The organism is Rhodococcus sp. WS3 (assembly GCF_003797085.1).
Classification (GTDB): domain Bacteria; phylum Actinomycetota; class Actinomycetes; order Mycobacteriales; family Mycobacteriaceae; genus Rhodococcus_F; species Rhodococcus_F globerula.
This window is the reverse complement of the sequence record NZ_RKMA01000001.1, coordinates 2,517,707-2,534,948: the sequence shown is the minus strand read 5'-3', so window position 1 is coordinate 2,534,948 and position 17,242 is coordinate 2,517,707. Positions and strand designations below refer to the sequence as shown.

Genomic DNA, 17,242 nt, shown 5'->3' with positions numbered 1-17,242 from the left:
TGTGCCTTGCATTCAAACCGCAATGGAACGGATAGCATGATGAGTGCAACTACGGGCGTGACCGCATCGAGGATGAATGCGGGAGTTGACGGGGGCACATCACCCGCACTTGCCGCACTGCTGGTGGGAACTTTCGTCGGGACGGTCAGCAACAACATCGTCAACGTCCCACTCACGGCCATACTCGACGATTTCGAAGCTCCATTGAGTAGTGGAATTTTTGTTGTCGTCGCATTCTTGTTGACCTTCGCAGCGGCGATGCCCCTGGCAGGCTGGATTGGTGATCGGTTCGGGCGCAGGCGGGTTTACTGCGCAGCGTTGATCGGCACTGCGATTTGCTCGCTGGGCGCGGCATTGGCACCGTCACTCCCGGTGCTGGTGATGTGGCGCTCGTTCGGAGGTGTTGCGGCGGCCGCGTTCGCGCCCGCCGTCATGGGTCTCATTGCCTGGCTGTTCGGCCCGGCGCGGCGGGCCAGAGCAGTCGGGGCTTGGGCTGCAGTCAACGGAATCGGGCAGGCCATGGGACCTTCACTGGGCGGTGTGGTGAGCGACTTGATGGGCTGGCGGTGGGTATTCGTTCCACTCATCCCAGCGGCGCTCATCGGCTACTTCGCCACCATGAAGTTCATTCCGCGTTACCCCGCGAAGAAGATGCAGCTGGACTGGGTGGGTGCGATCACGCTGACCAGTGGCGCCGGTTCCATCGTCCTCGGGATCAGTCTCGCTTCGCAAGGGAGCCGAAGTGCTTGGCTGAGTGGAATTCTCGTTGTTGCCGGAATCGCGCTGGTTTCTGTGTTCGTTGCCTGGTGCCTACGGGCGAAGGACCCGTTCGTTCCGATAGATCTGGTCCTCGAATCACGTTTCCTGCGAAGCGCACTCGCGGCTTTTGCTCAGATGTTCGCGCTGGGAGCCACGTTGCTTGCGTTACCGCTCTACCTGACTTCAGGCGGCAGCTCCACGACCTCGGCTGGACTTGTTCTCTTTGTACTGCCGCTATCGATGACCGTTTCAGCGCCGGTAGTCGGACGCTACGTGGACAGGCTCGGCGGCCGAATGACGATGCGCTGCGGTTTGTCGATCTTAATCGTCGGATTATGCGTTCTTGCAACGATTCTTCAGCTCGACGTCCGGAACATGTGGTCCTTGAGCGCGGTGCTGATTGTTGTCGGAGTCGGAGTCGCGATGGTGCAAACGCCTGCTGCAGCAGGCTCGACCCGTTCACCTGCCGGCGCAGTAGGTACGGGGCTCGGTCTGTTCAATCTGATCCGTTTCGGCGGGTCTGCAGTGGGCGCCGCGTGGGTCGGAATCGCCGTTAACGTGGCAGACAGTCCGTTTGCCCTCCTATTCGGGATCACCTCGGCTGTTGTTGCCGTCGGGTTCGCGGCAACCTTTGTCGGCGAGGATCCAATCGCGGCGTGATTTCAGGTGTTCCGCGTCTCTCGGTCAACCCCCGCCCGCACCGTGGCCAAAAGATCCAACCTCAATGCCAACCAGATCGTGAATTGATTTTCGGCTTGCTTGATATCGAGACCCATCGACCGAGAGATCCGATCAAGCTTGGAGATCATCGTATTTCGATGCAAGCCAAGTTTGCGGGCCGCAGCATTGATGTTTCCGGCTTCGGCGAGATAAGCAAACAGGATTTTCTCGAAGTCCGGTGGTCCGCCGGGGCCTCGTAGTGGCCCAAGTATGTCGTCGATCAACCGACGGCTCTCGTCTGACTCGGCCGCAACCGCAAGCACCCCGAATCCGCGGAGATCTCGGTACGAGACCGAACCCGACAGTTCGAGTCGCGCTGCGATACCGAGTGCAATTCGAGCGTCACGGTAGCTTGCGGCGATATTCTTCGCTCCGTGCGATCGTCGGCCATGAGTCACCGGAATGCGCTGTCCCAGACGCTTTTCCAGATCAAAGGACATGGCATTGGCATAGTCGTCGATCTCGTCCTGACTCTCGCTTCGCAGTGACCTGACGACAATGAGAAAATCGCCGATCACGGTTACGTGGGAGGCGACATCCACCTGGGGCAGTACGCCTGCCGCGTACCGGGCGAGACGCACCATACTTGCACCCGGATGCGGGCCCGTCCGGTCGACCAATCCAGGTGCGACGAAGACGATGTAGTCGAGGTCGAGATCAATTTCGTGGAGTTCGGCGCGAGTTTTCAGGTCGAGGTCACTGGCGAAGTTTCCGTGGACAAGGGCTTGAACGAAGTCGCCCTTGGCGCGCTCTTCAGCTTCGTCGACGCTTCGCTGCCGTAGCATCTCGGCACCGATAATCGAGCCGGCTTGCTCCACGACTACCTTGTACTGAGCGATGTCGTGCCGCCGTGGTTTGCCGGCGAGCGTAAGGACGACAACCCATCCCTCATGCCGACCGGCGAGATGCATGGCAGAGGCAACTGCTGTCACGGAAACTGAATTCGAATGCGCCGGAGGAAGCTCGAGAACATGCACTTCATGTGCGCGGAGAACTTCTTCTTCCGTCCTGCTCGGAAGGGCTGCCGTCAGGGACTGCACAAGCGCCGCAGTCGCTTCGCTGTCTTCGGCGGGTAGTCCGGACTGGACGATCAACCTTCCCCGGACGTCGAGGGCGAGGGCGGGGCGAGAGGTGAGAGAGCTTACTTCGCGAACGAGCATCGGTACGCCGGCGCCACGGTGAAGTAAGGCAGCAAGAGACTGATGAACCATCACCCCGTACCGCATCACATGAGCTTCCTGAGTGAGTGCGCGCTCGGCGAGGAGTTTGTTCAGCACGGTAAATCCAACGGGGAAAGCCAATTCCACCGCCGGTAGTGCCTTCGGCCAGACTGTGCTGGAAGGAGCCGTCCCGTCGACGATCACAGCACTGGCACCACGCGCGAGTAGCGATTTCAATGCCAGGGCGGCGCCCGAAAGAGTATCCGGACGGGTGTAGACAACGACGCCTACCAGCGAATCCGGCCTGCTCAACACCTCGTCCCACGGTAGGCACCACGTAACCTGGGAGTCCATCTGGTCGTAACCTGACAGCACGTGCGCCTTGTCGAAGATCGGTTCCTCGAGGAGACCCCGTAGCGATAATCGTTCGGCTTCGAATTGCTCCGAGTCCGTCATGTTCTCGGTCTGTCGATGGTTCATGACTGCGCTCCTCGCGGTGGATCAAGTGTGCAGTATGACCTACGGAACCAGCCCATGTCATGTGCAGTATGACTATCACAGTGCTGCTCGTCCGGGTTCTTTTGACCATCGTGCGGAGGGATCAGGGCTGGTAGAAATCCATCTATCAGCCCAACCAACACGACGGAGACGATATGCACCAAGTTCACCGGATCACACTCGACGATGCTCTACCGCTGCTTGCCGCCGGACGTGCGAAGGCAGAAGAGATCGGCGTCAAGCAGACACTGTGTGTTGTCGACGACGGGGGCAATGTGCTTGCGCTGCACAGGTTGCCAGGTGCACGTTTGACCGGAGTCGACATCTCGATCGCCAAAGCCTTCACCGCCGCAGGACATGAGCGCGCAACGCACTTGTTCAACGAGGCCCCGGATGGTCCAGCCCTTCCCGGCAACGAAGCATTCGGCATCAGCCACATGCTCCCCGGTAAGTTCGCCGTATTCGTCGGCGGATTCCCCTTGCTGTACAACGGTCAGATTGTCGGGGGAGTGGGTATCAGCGGCGGAAATGGCAAGCAGGACAAAGCAGTAGGTGCCGCCATGCTTGCGGAGTTCGAGGCGCTCACGTCTGCCAACGTCTGACAAACTCGTTCGAAAAGTGCACAGTGCACTCGAAAGACGTTGATATTCGGATCTTTTGACCATAGTGAACCGCCGCAACGCCTATTACCGTCGGCAACGAATCATCTTCTAACATCAAGAAAGAACGAGGCAGATCATGACCGAACTCTTGAACCGCGAAGATTTCCGCGCAGCTCTCGAAGGAGCGCTGGTTGGCCGCGAGGCCGCAAACGCTTCCTTCAGCAAGGCGTGGGCAGATGGAAAGCTCGAGAAGCGCCACTTCGCGCGCTGGGCCGAAAACCACTACCACTACGTCGGACCGTTCGCCGACTACCTCGCGAACATCTACTCGAATACTCCCGACACGTTCACCAATGCCAAGGACTTCACTCTCCAGAACATGTACGAGGAGGAACTGGCAGATATTCGCCATACCGATCTGTTGATCAAGTTCGGTGAGGCATGCGGCACCACTCGTGAGCAGATCGAGAATCCGTCCAATATGAGTGCCATAACTCGCGGACTACAGTCCTGGTGCTACGCCGTTTCCCAGCGTGAACACTTTGTTGTCGCGACGGCAGCGCTGGTTGTCGGGTTGGAATCGCAGGTCCCGAGTATCTACAAGAAGCAGATAATTCCGCTTCGAGAAGTATACGGATTCACCGAGGACGAGATCGAATTCTTCGAACTGCACATCACATCCGATGTCGTGCACGGTGAGCGCGGCTACCAGATCGTGCTCGACCACGCAGACACCCCGGAGTTGCAGGCCCGCTGCTTGCAGCTGGTCAAGTGGGGTGCGGAAATGCGCTTCAGCTACACCAAGGGACTCTACGACACCTATGTGGCGTCTGACCTCGAACTCATCACTGCCTGAAGCTGATTGATTGTCCCGGCGGGTGGCGGAACGGTGACTCCGCCATCTGCCGAGTCGATCGAATTCTCGAGTTGTCGAAGGGAAGACATGGATACGAACTGGACCGCCGTCGCGGCCCTGCGCGACCTCGGAAGGCGCACCAAGTTGCGCGTCGAGGTGGGCGCGACCGCGATCGCACTCTTTCAAGCCAACGGGCGTATCTATGCGTTCCGTGACCTGTGCATACACGCCGATCGCTCCCTCACAAAGGGCACGATTCTGCATGGGCGGGTGATCTGCCCAGGACACCAATGGGCTTTCGACCTCGAGTCCGGCTACGAAGAAGACCAAGACCTCTGCCAACCGACCTATCCCGTAACCGTCGCAGACGACGTCATCTACGTGGATTTGACACCGCGCACCGTTGTGGCGTCCGAACGAGAACAGGCCTTGTCATGACCGCAACCCTCGACACCATCGTCTCCATCGGTGCGGGACAGACTGCCGCAGTTGCAGCACGTACGCTGCGCCGCAGGGGATTTGACGGCCGTATCGTGTTGATCGGCGACGAGAACCATGCGCCGTATCAACGGCCACCTCTGTCAAAGGAATTTCTTGCCGGTACGGAGTCGCTCGACTCCCTCATGCTGCTGCCGCCGTCCTGGCGTGAAAAGAACCACGTGGAATTGTTGACCGGCACTGCGGCGAGTCGCATCGACACAGGCGCGGGCGTCGTCGAGTTGGCTGACGGCCGTACGATCGCGGCGGACGCGGTGCTCATCGCAACCGGTGGTCGGCCACGTACGATGGCCGTCACCGGACCTGCCCCGGAACGCACGCACTATCTCCGCACTATCGACGATGCACAGCGCTTGTCGACCCACCTTCGTCCGGGAACGCACGTAGCGCTCATCGGCGGCGGGTTCGTGGGTCTCGAAATTGCCTCGACAGCAAGAAGTCTGGGGTGCGAGGTTACGGTCATCGAACGAGCGCCGATCCCGCTCGCTCATATCGTCGGCGCAGAAATGGGCGCCGTCTGCACCCGATTGCAGCGCGACAATGGAGTGCACGTCGTTACCGGCGTCGACGTCACGGCGGTCCACACCGAACAGTCGGAGGTTCGCATCTCGCTGAGTTCGGGTGAGATCGTGAGCGCCGATGTTGTTGTCATCGGAATCGGAATCGAACCGAATGTGGAGATCGCACGTGCATCGGGACTGGCCGTCGACAATGGAATAGTTGTTGACGTGCAAGGACGTACAGCAACGCCCAACGTTTTCGCAGCCGGGGATGTCGCTTCACGCTATTCCGACAGGGCGGGACGCCATATGCGGGTCGAGCACTTCGACAACGCCAGCAGGCAGGGTGCAGCGACGGCAAACCTGATGCTGGGTCGCGAAGGTGTCAACGATGCACCGCACTGGTTCTGGTCCGACCAGTTCGGCGTCAATCTTCAATTCACCGGCCGCGCCCAACATACCGAGATCGTCACGAGAGGCAACGTGAACGACGGAGAGTTCACAGCATTCTATCTCGATGACGGAATTGTGCGTGGGGCATTCGCGCTCGACCGCGGCGACGACATCGGGGCAGCGCGTGAGCTGATCGGCAAACAGTGTAGCGCAGACCGGTTGCGAGACATCGATATTGACCTTTTTGATCTGCTGGATGACGAAGAATTGGCGGCGAGCAACTGATGGGCCTGAACTATATCGACGGTAGATGGGTCGCTGCACAGTCCGGCGCGACGTTCGAGCGTCGTAATCCGGCTGATCGATCCGACGTAATTGGCACATTCCCGGACTCCGGACACGATGACGTCGAAATTGCCGTCTCCGCATTGATCAAAGCAGCCCCGGCGTGGGCTGCGACCGCACCCGAACGTCGTGCAGAAATTCTGGAAGCTGCTGCGGCGAAACTTGAATCGAATGCGGCGGCTCTCGTCGACGAACTCGTTCGAGAAGAAGGCAAGACTCGCGCAGAAGCGACCATGGAAGTCGGGCGTACCCCGATGAACTTGCGCTTCTATGCGGCCGAGGCTGTTCGCACTACCGGAACCACATACCCGTCGCCGGGAGAAGGTCTCGTGTTCACCGTCCGTGAACCGGTCGGCGTTGTCGGGGCGATCACGCCGTGGAACTTCCCGCTGAACATACCGTCACGAAAGATCGGACCGGCACTTGCCGCCGGAAACGTGCTGCTACTCAAGCCATCCGAGTTGACTCCCTTGATGGGGCAGCGTCTTGTCGAGGCACTACTTGCCGGTGGATTGCCTCCCGGGGTTATCGCGTTGGTACAAGGATCAGGAAAGGCAGGCGCAGCCGTGGTTGCAGACAGCCGCGTCGATGCCATCACCTTCACGGGGTCCACCCAGACCGGACGGGCGATCCACGCCGCCGTCGGTCCGGAACGCCGCAGTCAGCTCGAGATGGGCGGTAAGAATCCGGTTGTAGTGCTGGAAGGTGCCGATCTCGACAAGGCAGCCTCATTGATTGTGAAGGGCGCCTTCGGGTTATCTGGCCAAGCCTGCACCGGAACAAGCCGCGTTGTTGCGGTTGATGCCATCCATGATGACCTACTCAGCAGAGTTGTTGTACTGGCACAGAAGTTGGTCGTCGGGGCCGGCGGCGACGAGGGCGTCACGATGGGTGCGTTGGCAAGCGCAGGACAATACCGAAAGTTCTTGGACTATGTTCAGGTAGGTCTGGACGATGGAGCTGAATTGATCTGCGGTGGAACGCCGCACGATGACAATGCTGATGGTTTCTTTGTTACCCCAACGGTTTTTTCTGGCGGAACACCCGAAATGCGCATCGTAACCGAAGAAGTATTCGGTCCACTATTGGTCTTCTTGCGCACCGAAAACTTCGATAGTGCAGTCGACCTCGCAAACAATACCGAGTACGGCTTGAGCTCTTCGGTCGTAACCAACGACATTGCAACAGCGTTGGCTTTTGCCGCTCGGACGAAGACGGGACTGGTGAAGATCAATCAACCCACGACGGGCATGAGCATGAACGCGCCGTTCGGTGGATTCAAGGCGTCGAGCACGCAGACCAACAAAGAGCAGGCCGGCGAATCGATGATGGGTTTCTACCAGTGCGAGAAGACGATTTACCTGAGCGGGCTTGCATGAGCGCCGCCGACCACAGCACAATCGGAGAGGGGACCGTCATGGAACCAGAGAAGACCGCAGCAGATAATGTCGAGTTCGTCCGCGTAGCTCGGTCGGGTCAGGTGACGGAAGGACTTGTCCGTCGATTCTTTTCGGGCGAGCACGAATTCGCCGTCGCCCGACTCGACGGTAAGGCGTACGCGACGTCCAACTACTGCACACATCTTGACTGTCTCCTGTCTTCCGGCAAACTCGTGGAGGACGGCATAGGTTGTTCATGTCACGGCAGTGTCTTCGATCTCGAGACGGGTGAGCCGGTATATCCGCCGGCCACGGTGGCTATCAAGACATACGCCGTCGAAGAACGAGAGGGAGAGATTTTCGTCGGGTTCGACCCATCGGACACGACATCAGCTCCCCGCCGACGTGCAACCCGCGGCCTGACATGACCACAAGGCCACCAACCCTCTCGACCAGGGGCATGGTCTCTTCCAGTCATCCGGCAGCCAGCACGATCGGTGTGCAGGTTCTCGCCGACGGCGGCAATGCGATCGACGCGACACTCGCCATGGCGGCGATGACATGGCTGGCACTGCCAGGACAATGCGGAATCGGTGGAGACGCCTTCGCTGTAGTGCGTGAGCCCGACGGACGAGTCTGGACGGTCGGAGGAAGTGGATTCGGGCCAGACGGTGGAGAGACGGATTTCTACACAGATCAAGGTTTGACCTCGATTCCCTTGGACGGACCCCTTGGTGTTGCCGTACCGGGCGCCCCTGCGGCCCTGGCAGCACTTCATGCCAATGGGGCGACACGTTCTCTGTCTGACTTGTGGGAACCGGCGGCAGGTAGCGCCGAACGAGGTTTACCGTGTTCAGCCAAGACCCTCCAAGACATCCGGGAAGCCCATCTGGCGATTGCGCTGGATCCCGGCCTCGCCGCTGTCTATCTTCCCGGCGGCGGGTTACCTCATGTGGGGCAACAACTCCCCCAAATTGATCTAGCTCGAACGATTCGCTCACTTGCGTCCGATCCCGCGGACTTCTATCTCGGATCCTTCGCTCAGAAAGCTGTGTCGACACTGCGTGAACGTGGGGCGCCTTTCAGCGGTAACGAGTGGGCGGATGGATTCAAGGTCGACCCGGAACCCGCCATAGCCGGCACGTACGCGGGTGCGGTGGTATATCAGACGGCGATGCCGACGCCAGGCTGGATGGTTCTTCAGCAAGCCGCTCTGTGCGACCGTGTAGTCGGGTACTCGCCATGGATGGCGGCACCCGCGATCGACCGATTGGCATCGGCGGCCCGCCTCGCCTTCGAGGATCGCTTTGCACTGTGCGGTAGTGACAATGACGAATGGAGAACACTGCTGCTACCCGACACAGTGGCCCGATCGAGAGCATCATTGGATGCGAAGTCGAGGCGACGGGAGTTCAGTGTGGCCGGCGGGGACACCACGTCGATCGTCGCCGTCGACTCCGACGGAAGAGCGGTCAGCTTCATTCATTCCCTTGCCTTCACTTTCGGTTCCAAGATCACGGTCCCGGGTACGGGGGTAGTACTCAACAACAGGTTCGGTCGTGGTGCGTATCTGATTCCAGGGCATCCAAATTCGGCTTCGCCGCGACGTAAACCGGTGCATACTCTCAATGCTTGGATAGCAGCAGACACCGCGGGGGCACTGCTTCACGTGGGTAACACCCCGGGTGGAGACGGGCAGGTCCAGTGGAACATGCAACTGCTGTCCCATTTGCTCGACCACGGACTCGACCCGGCAGAGGCTGTGGCGGCACCGCGATTCACGGTTTACCCGGGCAGTGATTCAGACGTGATCGGTCGGCCCGCTGAGCTTCGGTGCGAATCAAGGATAGGAAAGTCCACGTTGTCCGAATTACGTAGTCGAGGACACGATGTGACGCTTCAGGGAGCATGGGATGGTGGTGGCAGCGCTCAGGTGATTTCACTCGATCGTGAGCGTGGGCTACTCAGCGGCGCAGCCGATCCTCGACAGGAAGGGATAGCTCTCGGTGTCTGATATTTCGTTTGTGCGAGGGCCCGTGCCGCAGGGACAGTACATGGCGGCAACAGTTCACGACTCGATTGCTTACAGTGCGGGGATGACACCGCGGATCGACGGAGTCCTCCAAGTGTCCGGAGTTGTCGGCGAGGCGGTAGACATTGCGGATGCGGCTACCGCTGCGGGGATGTGCGCTCGGAATGCGCTCACCGCAATTGCTTCGGTCGCAGGAGGGATGGATCGAGTCGAGCGCTGTCTGCGCATGACGGTGTATGTGGCTTGCGCAGACAACTTCTTCGATCTGTCGGCAGTAGCCGACGGTGCGTCGGCGGTGATCGCTGAAATACTCGGTGGGGAAGCACTTCCCGTTCGTGCCGCGATTGGCGTCAAGAACCTTCCGTCAGGTGCTCCGGTGGAAGTCGACATCACGGCCGTGGTCGATATGAAGCCTCACGCATAGTCGGTTTGGCTCCGTGAGACCTCGCATCGAGCGAAATATGATAGGTCTACAGCATCAAGGCAGGATCTGTGGTCAGTTCGATGTTGAGCCATGGTTCGTACGGCAGATCGGCGAGGTGTTTGGCGAATGTGCGTCGTACCGCATCTTCGTCGTCGATCTCCCACGTATGGGGAGGGACCATGAACATGGCTTCGATGTACAGCTTGCGGCCAACCTTGCTCATCGTCAGGGCTGGTTCATCCAAATCGAATTCATCGCGAACAGCTGCGATCGCGTCGTGGACATGCGCCTGAACCTGTTGACTGGGAGCGCCTTCGAGCAGTTCCACCAGAGCAGTTCGCAACAGAGCCAAGGGTTGTGGGACCAGCATCGCACAGCCGATCAGGACGAGCACGGAGTCGACGTATCGATCGGCATCGGAGAAATCGGTGCGCCCCAGGATCATTGCGACAACGGCGCCTACGGCAACCAGCGCGCTGAAGGCGGCCGAGGCTCCCCACTGCCTGGCCTCGGCCACCAGGAGATCGGATGTGCGGTCGACCTTTCCGACGTAGCGCCAGATCAGTACGGACACTGCTGCACTGATCGCGCCGTAAGCTGCGAGCGACCCGGCCGTCACATCGGCTCCGCCGGCCAGGATGACCCGTACGGCCTCTACGGCGGCGTACGCGAGAGTCGCCAACAATGCCATGCCCTGAATGGCGATCACCACCGGAATCAGAGCTTCCTTGCCGAACGGGAAGCGCGCCGTCGGGCCTGAATCTGCGATCCGGGAGACGCGCAGCGACATCCAGGTCAGAACCATGCCGATCAGTGCGTACACACCGTCGAGCAGGATTACCTGAGACTGCGAGATCCACCCCCACACCGCGGCCAGGACTGCCAAGGCTGTCGCAACCATCAGCGAGTACCGCAGGGTCTTGCGCTCGCGCTCCGCTGACTCTTCTTTGATGCCCATGACCCGCAACCGCCTTGTCGGTTTAGTAACTTCTTCCCGTAGGAATACCAGCAAAGTGGTTCCGAGAAAGACTCACCGCGCCACTCCGATGAGCGCAGAAGCCGTACTCGACGCAAAATAGACTTCTATGGCCGACCGTGGATTCACCCCGACACAGCTCGCTGCCCGAGCCGCCTATCTGCTGCGCGGTAATGATCTGGGCACGATGACTAGCGCTGCTCCCAAGCTTTATCCACATATGTGGAGTTGGGACGCGGCGTTTGTTGCTGTCGGATTGGCTCCGTTGAGTGTGGAACGAGCCGTTGTAGAACTCGATACCTTGCTCGACGCGCAGTGGAAGAACGGAATGATCCCGCACATCGTTTTTGCAAACGGCGTCGACGGCTATTTTCCCGGTCCGACGCGGTGGGACGTCAATGCGTTGGCTGCGCATGCGCCGATAGGCACGGCGACATCCGGGATTACCCAACCGCCGGTACATGCGATTGCCGTGCAACGAATCCTCGATCATTCACGTCGTCACGGCCGTACGACGCGAGCGGTTGCCGAGGAGTTCTTGGATCGGCGGTGGAATGATCTGGTTCGGTGGCATCGTTGGCTTGCCGAGGCACGAGATCTCGACGGTAATGGTCGGATAGCGCTCTATCACGGCTGGGAATCGGGGATGGACAACTCTCCACGTTGGGATGCGGCGTACGGGAATGTTGTTGCGGGACAGGTTCCTGCGTACCAGCGAGCCGACCTTGCTGTTGTAACGGACCTGACGCAACGTCCCAAGGATCACGAATACGATCGCTATCTGTGGCTGCTCGAAGAAATGAAATCGGTGCGCTACGACGACCAACAGCTTTCTACCGCAATGAGTTTTGCAGTCGAGGACGTATTTGTCTCAGCCGTCTTCTCTATGGCCTGCGATGTCCTGGCGACCATCGGTGAGGAACATTCGCGGCCGAACTCCGATGTGCGAGATCTGCGCGGTTGGGCAGACCGATTCCGTCGAGGTGTCATAGCCACGACGGACGAAAGAAGCGGCGCGGCAAAGGATTTTGATCTCCGTACGGGACGCTGGGTGAATACCGAGACCATCGCGATGTTTGCGCCATTGTTGTGTGGTGGACTTAGTCGCGATGCTGAACGTTCGCTGTTACGAACGTTCGAGGGGCCGAAGTTCTGCGGGCATCCGGACATGAGATTTGCCGTCCCGCCGTCCACTTCCCCGGTGTCCGGCGATTTCCGTCCGCGTGAGTATTGGCGTGGACCTGTCTGGCCGGTGATCACCTGGCTGTTCTCATGGGCGTTTGCGCGTCGTGGATGGGCTGAACGATCGTATGTTCTCCGGGCGGAGGGACTCAGGCAGGCCAGTGACGGCAGTTTTGCCGAGTATTACGAACCCTTTACGGGTGAGCCGTTGGGCAGCATGCAGCAATCCTGGACGGCGGCAGCGGTTCTCGATTGGTTGGGATGACCAGCGTCTGAATAGTTCGTGAAACAACAGACAAATCCGGCAGCAGTCCCTACGCTCGGGGAATGGCCGAGCGACGCACCGTCAGGACCTTAGGCAGACTAACCCCGATCGTGATGGCTGCGGCCGTTGCATTGACGGCCCCGGGTCTCGCTGCGGCGGATGCTCCCCGCGGGCCGGACGTTTCGTCTTGGCAGCATGTGGATGGAACCGGTATCGACTGGTTCCAGGTGCGGGCGTCGGGGCATGAGTTCGCGATGGTCAAAGCGACAGAGTCGCTGAACTACGTGAATCCGTATTTCGTCCAGGATTGCCTTCGCATGCGCGTTGCGGGCGTTGCGCGCGGCGCCTATCACTACGCAGACGTGCGAGCGTCGCCGGAAGCGCAAGCTGCGTTCTATGCGGCAATGGTCCTCGGTATCAACGGTCCTGGTGATTTGCCTCCCGTCCTCGATCTCGAAGACGCAAAAGGCTTGCCGGCATCGCAGGTGATCGACTGGACTCACCGGTATCTGAACACCGTCCAGGCGTTGACCGGACGGCAGCCGATCATCTACACGTATCCCAACTTCTGGTACACGCAGATGGCGAACACCACGGAATTCAACCACTATCCGCTCTGGATCGCTGATTACAACGGTCAGAGCGCTCCGGGACCCTTGCCTGGTGGGTGGTCGAATTGGACCTTCTGGCAGTACACGAGCACAGGGCGCATACCGGGGATTGTCGGTAACACCGATATCAATGTCTACAGCGGAGCCCAGGGTGACTTCGGCCGTTACTCCAACAGCGTGGGGCTCGGCAGCAGCTAGGCGTGTGCGACTGCTTGCGCTCTTGCAGTGTCCTTTTCGGGCCCTCTGGCCCTATTCAGGACCTGGAATGTTGTTTGCTGTGTCCCGTGATGCGTGACCGATTGGTCCGCATGTAGCTCTGTGGTTACGAGAAATTCAGCGGAACGGTAGCCAAAATCGGGGAACACTTTGCTAGCTACGTGGGCTCAGATGATAGCTATGGTGGGAAATTGGCTGAAATCCCCCGTAGAAATTTTCACAAAACGGACTTGAAGTTTGGTCTTACTGGATGGTTACTGGCACCTACTAGTGGCGTTTTGATCCCCCTGCCATCCGTCTATCGGGGCTTCCCCTCACTTCGTTACCTACAGCCCTGAATGAATTGATCGCGATCGTTCATTCGATTTCGGCGCGTTCGGGCTGCCGACGGAACCATCGTCGGCTGTAAGTGTTCTGGGTCGAAGTTCATACGCTGTGGTGCATTCAACAGCGGTTATGCATACTGGTCATTTGTCTAGATCGGCCGGGTTGCTCCATCGTTCCAGCAACCTGGCGTATCCAGCCAAAACGCCGCTTCGAGTCGTGTGTGACCCAGCGACGGCCAATTTTGTCAGATTGTCCGGTTGGCCAAAGCTACCCAGCGGACCTTGTTCGATCAACGAAGGAAAGCGACTATCAGTCTGCTTTGTCCATCTTTCGGTGGGCAAGCTCCCGGTTATCTGTTATCTTGATCGAGATAACTGGAAGATTGCTCTCGATTTGCATGGATTTCGAGGGCCAAAGTCCTGCACAGGACGGCTCTTCCAACACGCAGGTGTTACCCGAAGAGGAGCTCGAATGGCAGGACCGGCAGCAGCGTCCGGTGCGAGGTCGATCAGCCGAAAACCGGCGCACCGACCCGAACCAACCGATCAAACGGGAGTTCGCGCAATCGCTCTCGCATCTCCGTCCACCGAATATCGATCAGGCACATCCTGGGGAGCTAGAAATGCCTAACGACTTACCGCCGACAAGGTCGGCTTTATTCACCGCAGGGCTACCGCCCTGGGTGCGAGCGTGGACGGTGGTGTGGACCACCATCGCGTTGATTCTCGGCCTCTCCGGCGCGACGGCAGTAGCTGCATCAGCACAGCCGGCCGCGACGCTCGGCGGTCCCGTTCAGGCTCAGACGCCGGCTCGCGCCGCTGTTCTGCCGGACGAGCAACCGCCCACTGGTTGTGCGTTCAGTGCGCCCAACACCGGCAATCTCTCGCAGAACATCTGCTGGATCGATATGTCGACGTTCAACCAGGCTGCCGCAACCTCAGCAGCTGGACAGCCGATGACAGTCAAGCTGACGGATATCTACTCCATCAGCTTCAATGCCAAGCTGGTCAACTCGATTGACGGATCCACGACAAAGCCGCATACGGGCGTCACTGCGCGTCCCTTGCCTGCCGAGGCGAAATTCTCGTCGCTCGGCACTGTCGCGTATACGGGTGTTCCCAACACGGTCAAGCCTGCTTTGTACCAAACGGTTCCGGACATGAACGGGTCGACGAGGGTCCAGTCCGGCGGAACAATCAAGCTCGACAATATCGTGATGAATGGGCCTAACGGATCCGTCAACAATTACGGGCTTGTTGTGGCGGATGCCGAATCGACGGACCCTGTTGCCGATAACAACAAGGAGTTCCTGTCCTTCCAGTCGGACAAGAACTTTCGTCAGATCGATCGCACCATGGGTATACCCGGAACTGCCGGATGGCCGCCGATTCGGGCCTGCAACGGCACGGTCGGGGGCGCCGATGGACTGACCGGGTTGGGAACGAACTCGGTTCGGTGCGACTCGTGGTGGGACAACGATTTCAGCAAGAATTACTCACCTGGAGCGGTAGTACTGGCTGCGACAGCGCCGACTTCCTTCGCGGGCACTTTCGGAAACACCACGGATTCAACGTCCCGACAGGGTGTTGCGTTCGGCATCTTGTTGCCGAGGGTCAAGATCGACAAGGAACTTACGCGAGTCAGTCCTGGCGACGACTTCACCATCGGAACAAGCACCGGTACTTTCGCCGATGCAAATGCTGCGAGCGGACAGGTGCTCAAGACCACCGATACCGGAGCTACGGATACCACCGCGTCCACCGGTTGGCGGATGCTCCTCGCTGACACGACGCCTACCCCCGTCACGTTCTGGGAGAAGCCCACTACTTCGGCGACCAAGACCGCGAACTACGCGACGAAGTGGGACTGCCAGGTCAATGGTGTGGCCAAGAATCTTCAAGCTGGTGGAGTTGCGCAGACAGCATTGGCACCTGGTGACAACGCGTACTGCAAGATCATCAATACCCCGGTTCTCGTGAAGAAGTCGTCGTCACCACCTACCGGTGAGACTGTCAATATCGGCCAAACAATCACCTACACTCTGAATTTCGAGAATCCCGGCACTGCGCCGGCAACGATCGACTACACGGACTTCCTTGCCGACGTCATTGATGACGGAACGGTTGCGGTTGGTGCTGCTACAGGCGGACTCACCGCTGCATTGGATGGCGCCGACAAAATCAAAGTCGGCGGCACATTGCCAGCCGGCGGCAAAGGGACAGTCACCTACACCGTCACGGTCAAAGACGGTGGTAACAAAGTCCTGAACAACTACCTCGTTCCGGGGACAACAACTCCTCCCACAACATGTGATCCTGCAACCAATCTCTGCACGACGCATCCCATGCCCGGGTTCACAGTCGCGAAGACCGCTGTGCCCGCGACAGGTTCGACGGTTCAGGCCGGCGATACAATTACGTACACCGTCACCGGTGCTAACACCGGCAAGACGGCCCTAACTCCCGCGACGATCAAAGACGATCTGAGTGCGGTTCTCAACAATGCTGCTATCGTTCCGGGCTCGCTGAAGGCGACCGTCGACGGTGCTGCTGTCGCTGCTCCGACCCTGTCGGGCAGCATTTTGTCGTGGTCCGCCAATCTCCAGGCTGGTAAGTCTGTTGTTCTGAGCTACCAGGTGAAGGTCAATGCCGGCGTTGCCGCGGGCACGGTTCTGAACAACAAGGTCACGGGTACTGCGAAGCCGCCGACCGGTCCGGACATCACTCCTCCTACGGTGGAGACGAATCACTCGGTTCCCGGCTTCAAACTGGAGAAGACTGCTGATCCGATTTCCGGTTCGACGGTTCAGGCCGGCGAGTCGATCAAGTACACCGTCACCGGAACCAACACCGGCAAGACGAACCTTGATCCGGTAAAGATCAACGATGATCTGGGTGCGGTTCTCAACAATGCTGCTGTCGTTCCCGGTTCGCTGAAGGCGACCGTCGACGGTGCTCCTGTCGCCGCCCCGACGCTGTCGGGCACCACGCTTTCCTGGACCGGACTTCTCGAAGCCGGTAAGTCCGTTGTTCTGACCTATGAGGTGAAGGTCAACGACGGCGTTGCCGCGGGCACAGTCTTGAACAACAAGGTCACCGGTACTGCGAAGCCGCCGACCGGTCCAGAGATCACTCCTCCTTCGGTGGAGACGAATCACTCGGTTCCTGGGTTCACGGTCGCGAAGACAGCGGATCCGGCGCCGGGTACCGGCGTCAATGCTGGTCAGACGATCACGTACACGGTGACGGGTGCGAACACCGGTAAGACGACCCTTGATCCGGTGGTGTTGACCGATGATCTGTCGAAGGTTCTCGACAACGCGACGCTCGTGGACGGTTCGCTCAAGGCGACGGTCGATGGTGCTCCTGCCGCTGTTCCGACTCTGTCGGGGACCATGCTCTCGTGGACCGGTGCACTCGAAGCGGGTAAGTCGGTTGTTCTGACCTACCAGGTGAAGATCAACGACGGTGTTGCCGGCGGCGTTCTGATCAACAACAAG

At 59.3% G+C, this 17,242-nt stretch carries 14 protein-coding genes; 12 read left to right on the top strand and 2 right to left on the bottom strand.

Annotation, left to right across the window (positions count from 1 at the left end):
- Positions 1-39: 39 nt before the first annotated feature.
- The gene (locus EEB13_RS11485) at positions 40-1,419 is read left to right on the top strand and encodes an MFS transporter (protein WP_080711781.1); all 1,380 of its coding nucleotides are present in this window, start codon (positions 40-42) and stop codon (positions 1,417-1,419) included.
- 2 nt (positions 1,420-1,421) lie between these two features.
- On the opposite strand, the gene EEB13_RS11480 is transcribed toward EEB13_RS11485, so the two are convergent.
- A complete protein-coding gene (locus EEB13_RS11480) occupies positions 1,422-3,119 on the bottom strand; it encodes a PucR family transcriptional regulator (protein ID WP_261984500.1) in 1,698 nt (565 codons plus the stop codon).
- A 173-nt stretch (positions 3,120-3,292) separates the two neighbouring features.
- Here EEB13_RS11480 and EEB13_RS11475 point away from each other — a divergent pair, with 173 nt between their 5' ends.
- From EEB13_RS11475 to EEB13_RS11440, 8 genes are all read left to right on the top strand, one after another.
- The gene (locus EEB13_RS11475) at positions 3,293-3,739 is read left to right on the top strand and encodes a GlcG/HbpS family heme-binding protein (RefSeq protein ID WP_033235260.1); all 447 of its coding nucleotides are present in this window, start codon (positions 3,293-3,295) and stop codon (positions 3,737-3,739) included.
- Between the two features lie 136 nt (positions 3,740-3,875).
- The gene (locus EEB13_RS11470) at positions 3,876-4,595 is read left to right on the top strand and encodes a TenA family transcriptional regulator (RefSeq protein ID WP_045066006.1); all 720 of its coding nucleotides are present in this window, start codon (positions 3,876-3,878) and stop codon (positions 4,593-4,595) included.
- A gap of 87 nt (positions 4,596-4,682) precedes the next feature.
- Entirely contained in the window at positions 4,683-5,033 is a 351-nt protein-coding gene (locus EEB13_RS11465; protein WP_033235258.1) for a Rieske (2Fe-2S) protein, read from the top strand.
- Positions 5,030-6,271, top strand: a complete 1,242-nt coding sequence (locus tag EEB13_RS11460) for an NAD(P)/FAD-dependent oxidoreductase (RefSeq protein ID WP_033235257.1) — start codon at positions 5,030-5,032, stop codon at positions 6,269-6,271. The genes EEB13_RS11465 and EEB13_RS11460 overlap by 4 nt, the downstream gene beginning before the upstream one ends.
- Positions 6,271-7,710: an aldehyde dehydrogenase family protein gene (locus EEB13_RS11455; protein WP_033235256.1), complete on the top strand. Its 1,440-nt coding sequence runs from the start codon at positions 6,271-6,273 to the stop codon at positions 7,708-7,710. The genes EEB13_RS11460 and EEB13_RS11455 overlap by 1 nt, the downstream gene beginning before the upstream one ends.
- A 38-nt stretch (positions 7,711-7,748) precedes the next feature.
- Positions 7,749-8,138: a Rieske (2Fe-2S) protein gene (locus EEB13_RS11450; RefSeq protein WP_033235411.1), complete on the top strand. Its 390-nt coding sequence runs from the start codon at positions 7,749-7,751 to the stop codon at positions 8,136-8,138.
- The gene (locus tag EEB13_RS11445; RefSeq protein WP_045066002.1) at positions 8,135-9,724 is read left to right on the top strand and encodes a gamma-glutamyltransferase family protein; all 1,590 of its coding nucleotides are present in this window, start codon (positions 8,135-8,137) and stop codon (positions 9,722-9,724) included. The genes EEB13_RS11450 and EEB13_RS11445 overlap by 4 nt, the downstream gene beginning before the upstream one ends.
- Positions 9,717-10,166, top strand: coding sequence for a RidA family protein (locus EEB13_RS11440; RefSeq protein ID WP_258190609.1), 450 nt, complete (start codon positions 9,717-9,719; stop codon positions 10,164-10,166). Before EEB13_RS11445 ends, EEB13_RS11440 begins: the two co-directional genes overlap by 8 nt.
- Before the next feature lie 46 nt (positions 10,167-10,212).
- Here the strand turns inward: EEB13_RS11440 and EEB13_RS11435 are convergent, their stop codons facing one another.
- Positions 10,213-11,124 (bottom strand): cation transporter, encoded by a 912-nt coding sequence (locus EEB13_RS11435; RefSeq protein WP_033235253.1) that lies wholly within the window; start codon positions 11,122-11,124, stop codon positions 10,213-10,215.
- A 127-nt stretch (positions 11,125-11,251) separates the two neighbouring features.
- On the opposite strand from EEB13_RS11435, the gene EEB13_RS11430 reads away from it, so the two are divergent.
- The 3 genes from EEB13_RS11430 to EEB13_RS11420 form a co-directional block, all read left to right on the top strand.
- Positions 11,252-12,589, top strand: a complete 1,338-nt coding sequence (locus EEB13_RS11430) for an amylo-alpha-1,6-glucosidase (RefSeq protein ID WP_045065999.1) — start codon at positions 11,252-11,254, stop codon at positions 12,587-12,589.
- A gap of 62 nt (positions 12,590-12,651) precedes the next feature.
- Positions 12,652-13,398: a glycoside hydrolase family 25 protein gene (locus tag EEB13_RS11425; protein WP_045065998.1), complete on the top strand. Its 747-nt coding sequence runs from the start codon at positions 12,652-12,654 to the stop codon at positions 13,396-13,398.
- Between the two features lie 967 nt (positions 13,399-14,365).
- Positions 14,366-17,242, top strand: a 2,877-nt coding sequence (locus tag EEB13_RS11420) for an isopeptide-forming domain-containing fimbrial protein (protein WP_261984499.1), incomplete at its 3' end; no start/stop codon positions are given.

What these genes read in the sequence shown, in the direction of transcription:
- EEB13_RS11485 (WP_080711781.1), top strand. Translation starts at nt 40, where the DNA reads ATGAGTGCAACTACGGGCGTGACCGCATCGAGGATGAATGCGGGAGTT.
- EEB13_RS11480 (WP_261984500.1), bottom strand. Translation starts at nt 3,119, where the DNA reads ATGAACCATCGACAGACCGAGAACATGACGGACTCGGAGCAATTCGAA.
- EEB13_RS11475 (WP_033235260.1), top strand. Translation starts at nt 3,293, where the DNA reads ATGCACCAAGTTCACCGGATCACACTCGACGATGCTCTACCGCTGCTT.
- EEB13_RS11470 (WP_045066006.1), top strand. Translation starts at nt 3,876, where the DNA reads ATGACCGAACTCTTGAACCGCGAAGATTTCCGCGCAGCTCTCGAAGGA.
- EEB13_RS11465 (WP_033235258.1), top strand. Translation starts at nt 4,683, where the DNA reads ATGGATACGAACTGGACCGCCGTCGCGGCCCTGCGCGACCTCGGAAGG.
- EEB13_RS11460 (WP_033235257.1), top strand. Translation starts at nt 5,030, where the DNA reads ATGACCGCAACCCTCGACACCATCGTCTCCATCGGTGCGGGACAGACT.
- EEB13_RS11455 (WP_033235256.1), top strand. Translation starts at nt 6,271, where the DNA reads ATGGGCCTGAACTATATCGACGGTAGATGGGTCGCTGCACAGTCCGGC.
- EEB13_RS11450 (WP_033235411.1), top strand. Translation starts at nt 7,749, where the DNA reads ATGGAACCAGAGAAGACCGCAGCAGATAATGTCGAGTTCGTCCGCGTA.
- EEB13_RS11445 (WP_045066002.1), top strand. Translation starts at nt 8,135, where the DNA reads ATGACCACAAGGCCACCAACCCTCTCGACCAGGGGCATGGTCTCTTCC.
- EEB13_RS11435 (WP_033235253.1), bottom strand. Translation starts at nt 11,124, where the DNA reads ATGGGCATCAAAGAAGAGTCAGCGGAGCGCGAGCGCAAGACCCTGCGG.
- EEB13_RS11430 (WP_045065999.1), top strand. Translation starts at nt 11,252, where the DNA reads ATGGCCGACCGTGGATTCACCCCGACACAGCTCGCTGCCCGAGCCGCC.
- EEB13_RS11425 (WP_045065998.1), top strand. Translation starts at nt 12,652, where the DNA reads ATGGCCGAGCGACGCACCGTCAGGACCTTAGGCAGACTAACCCCGATC.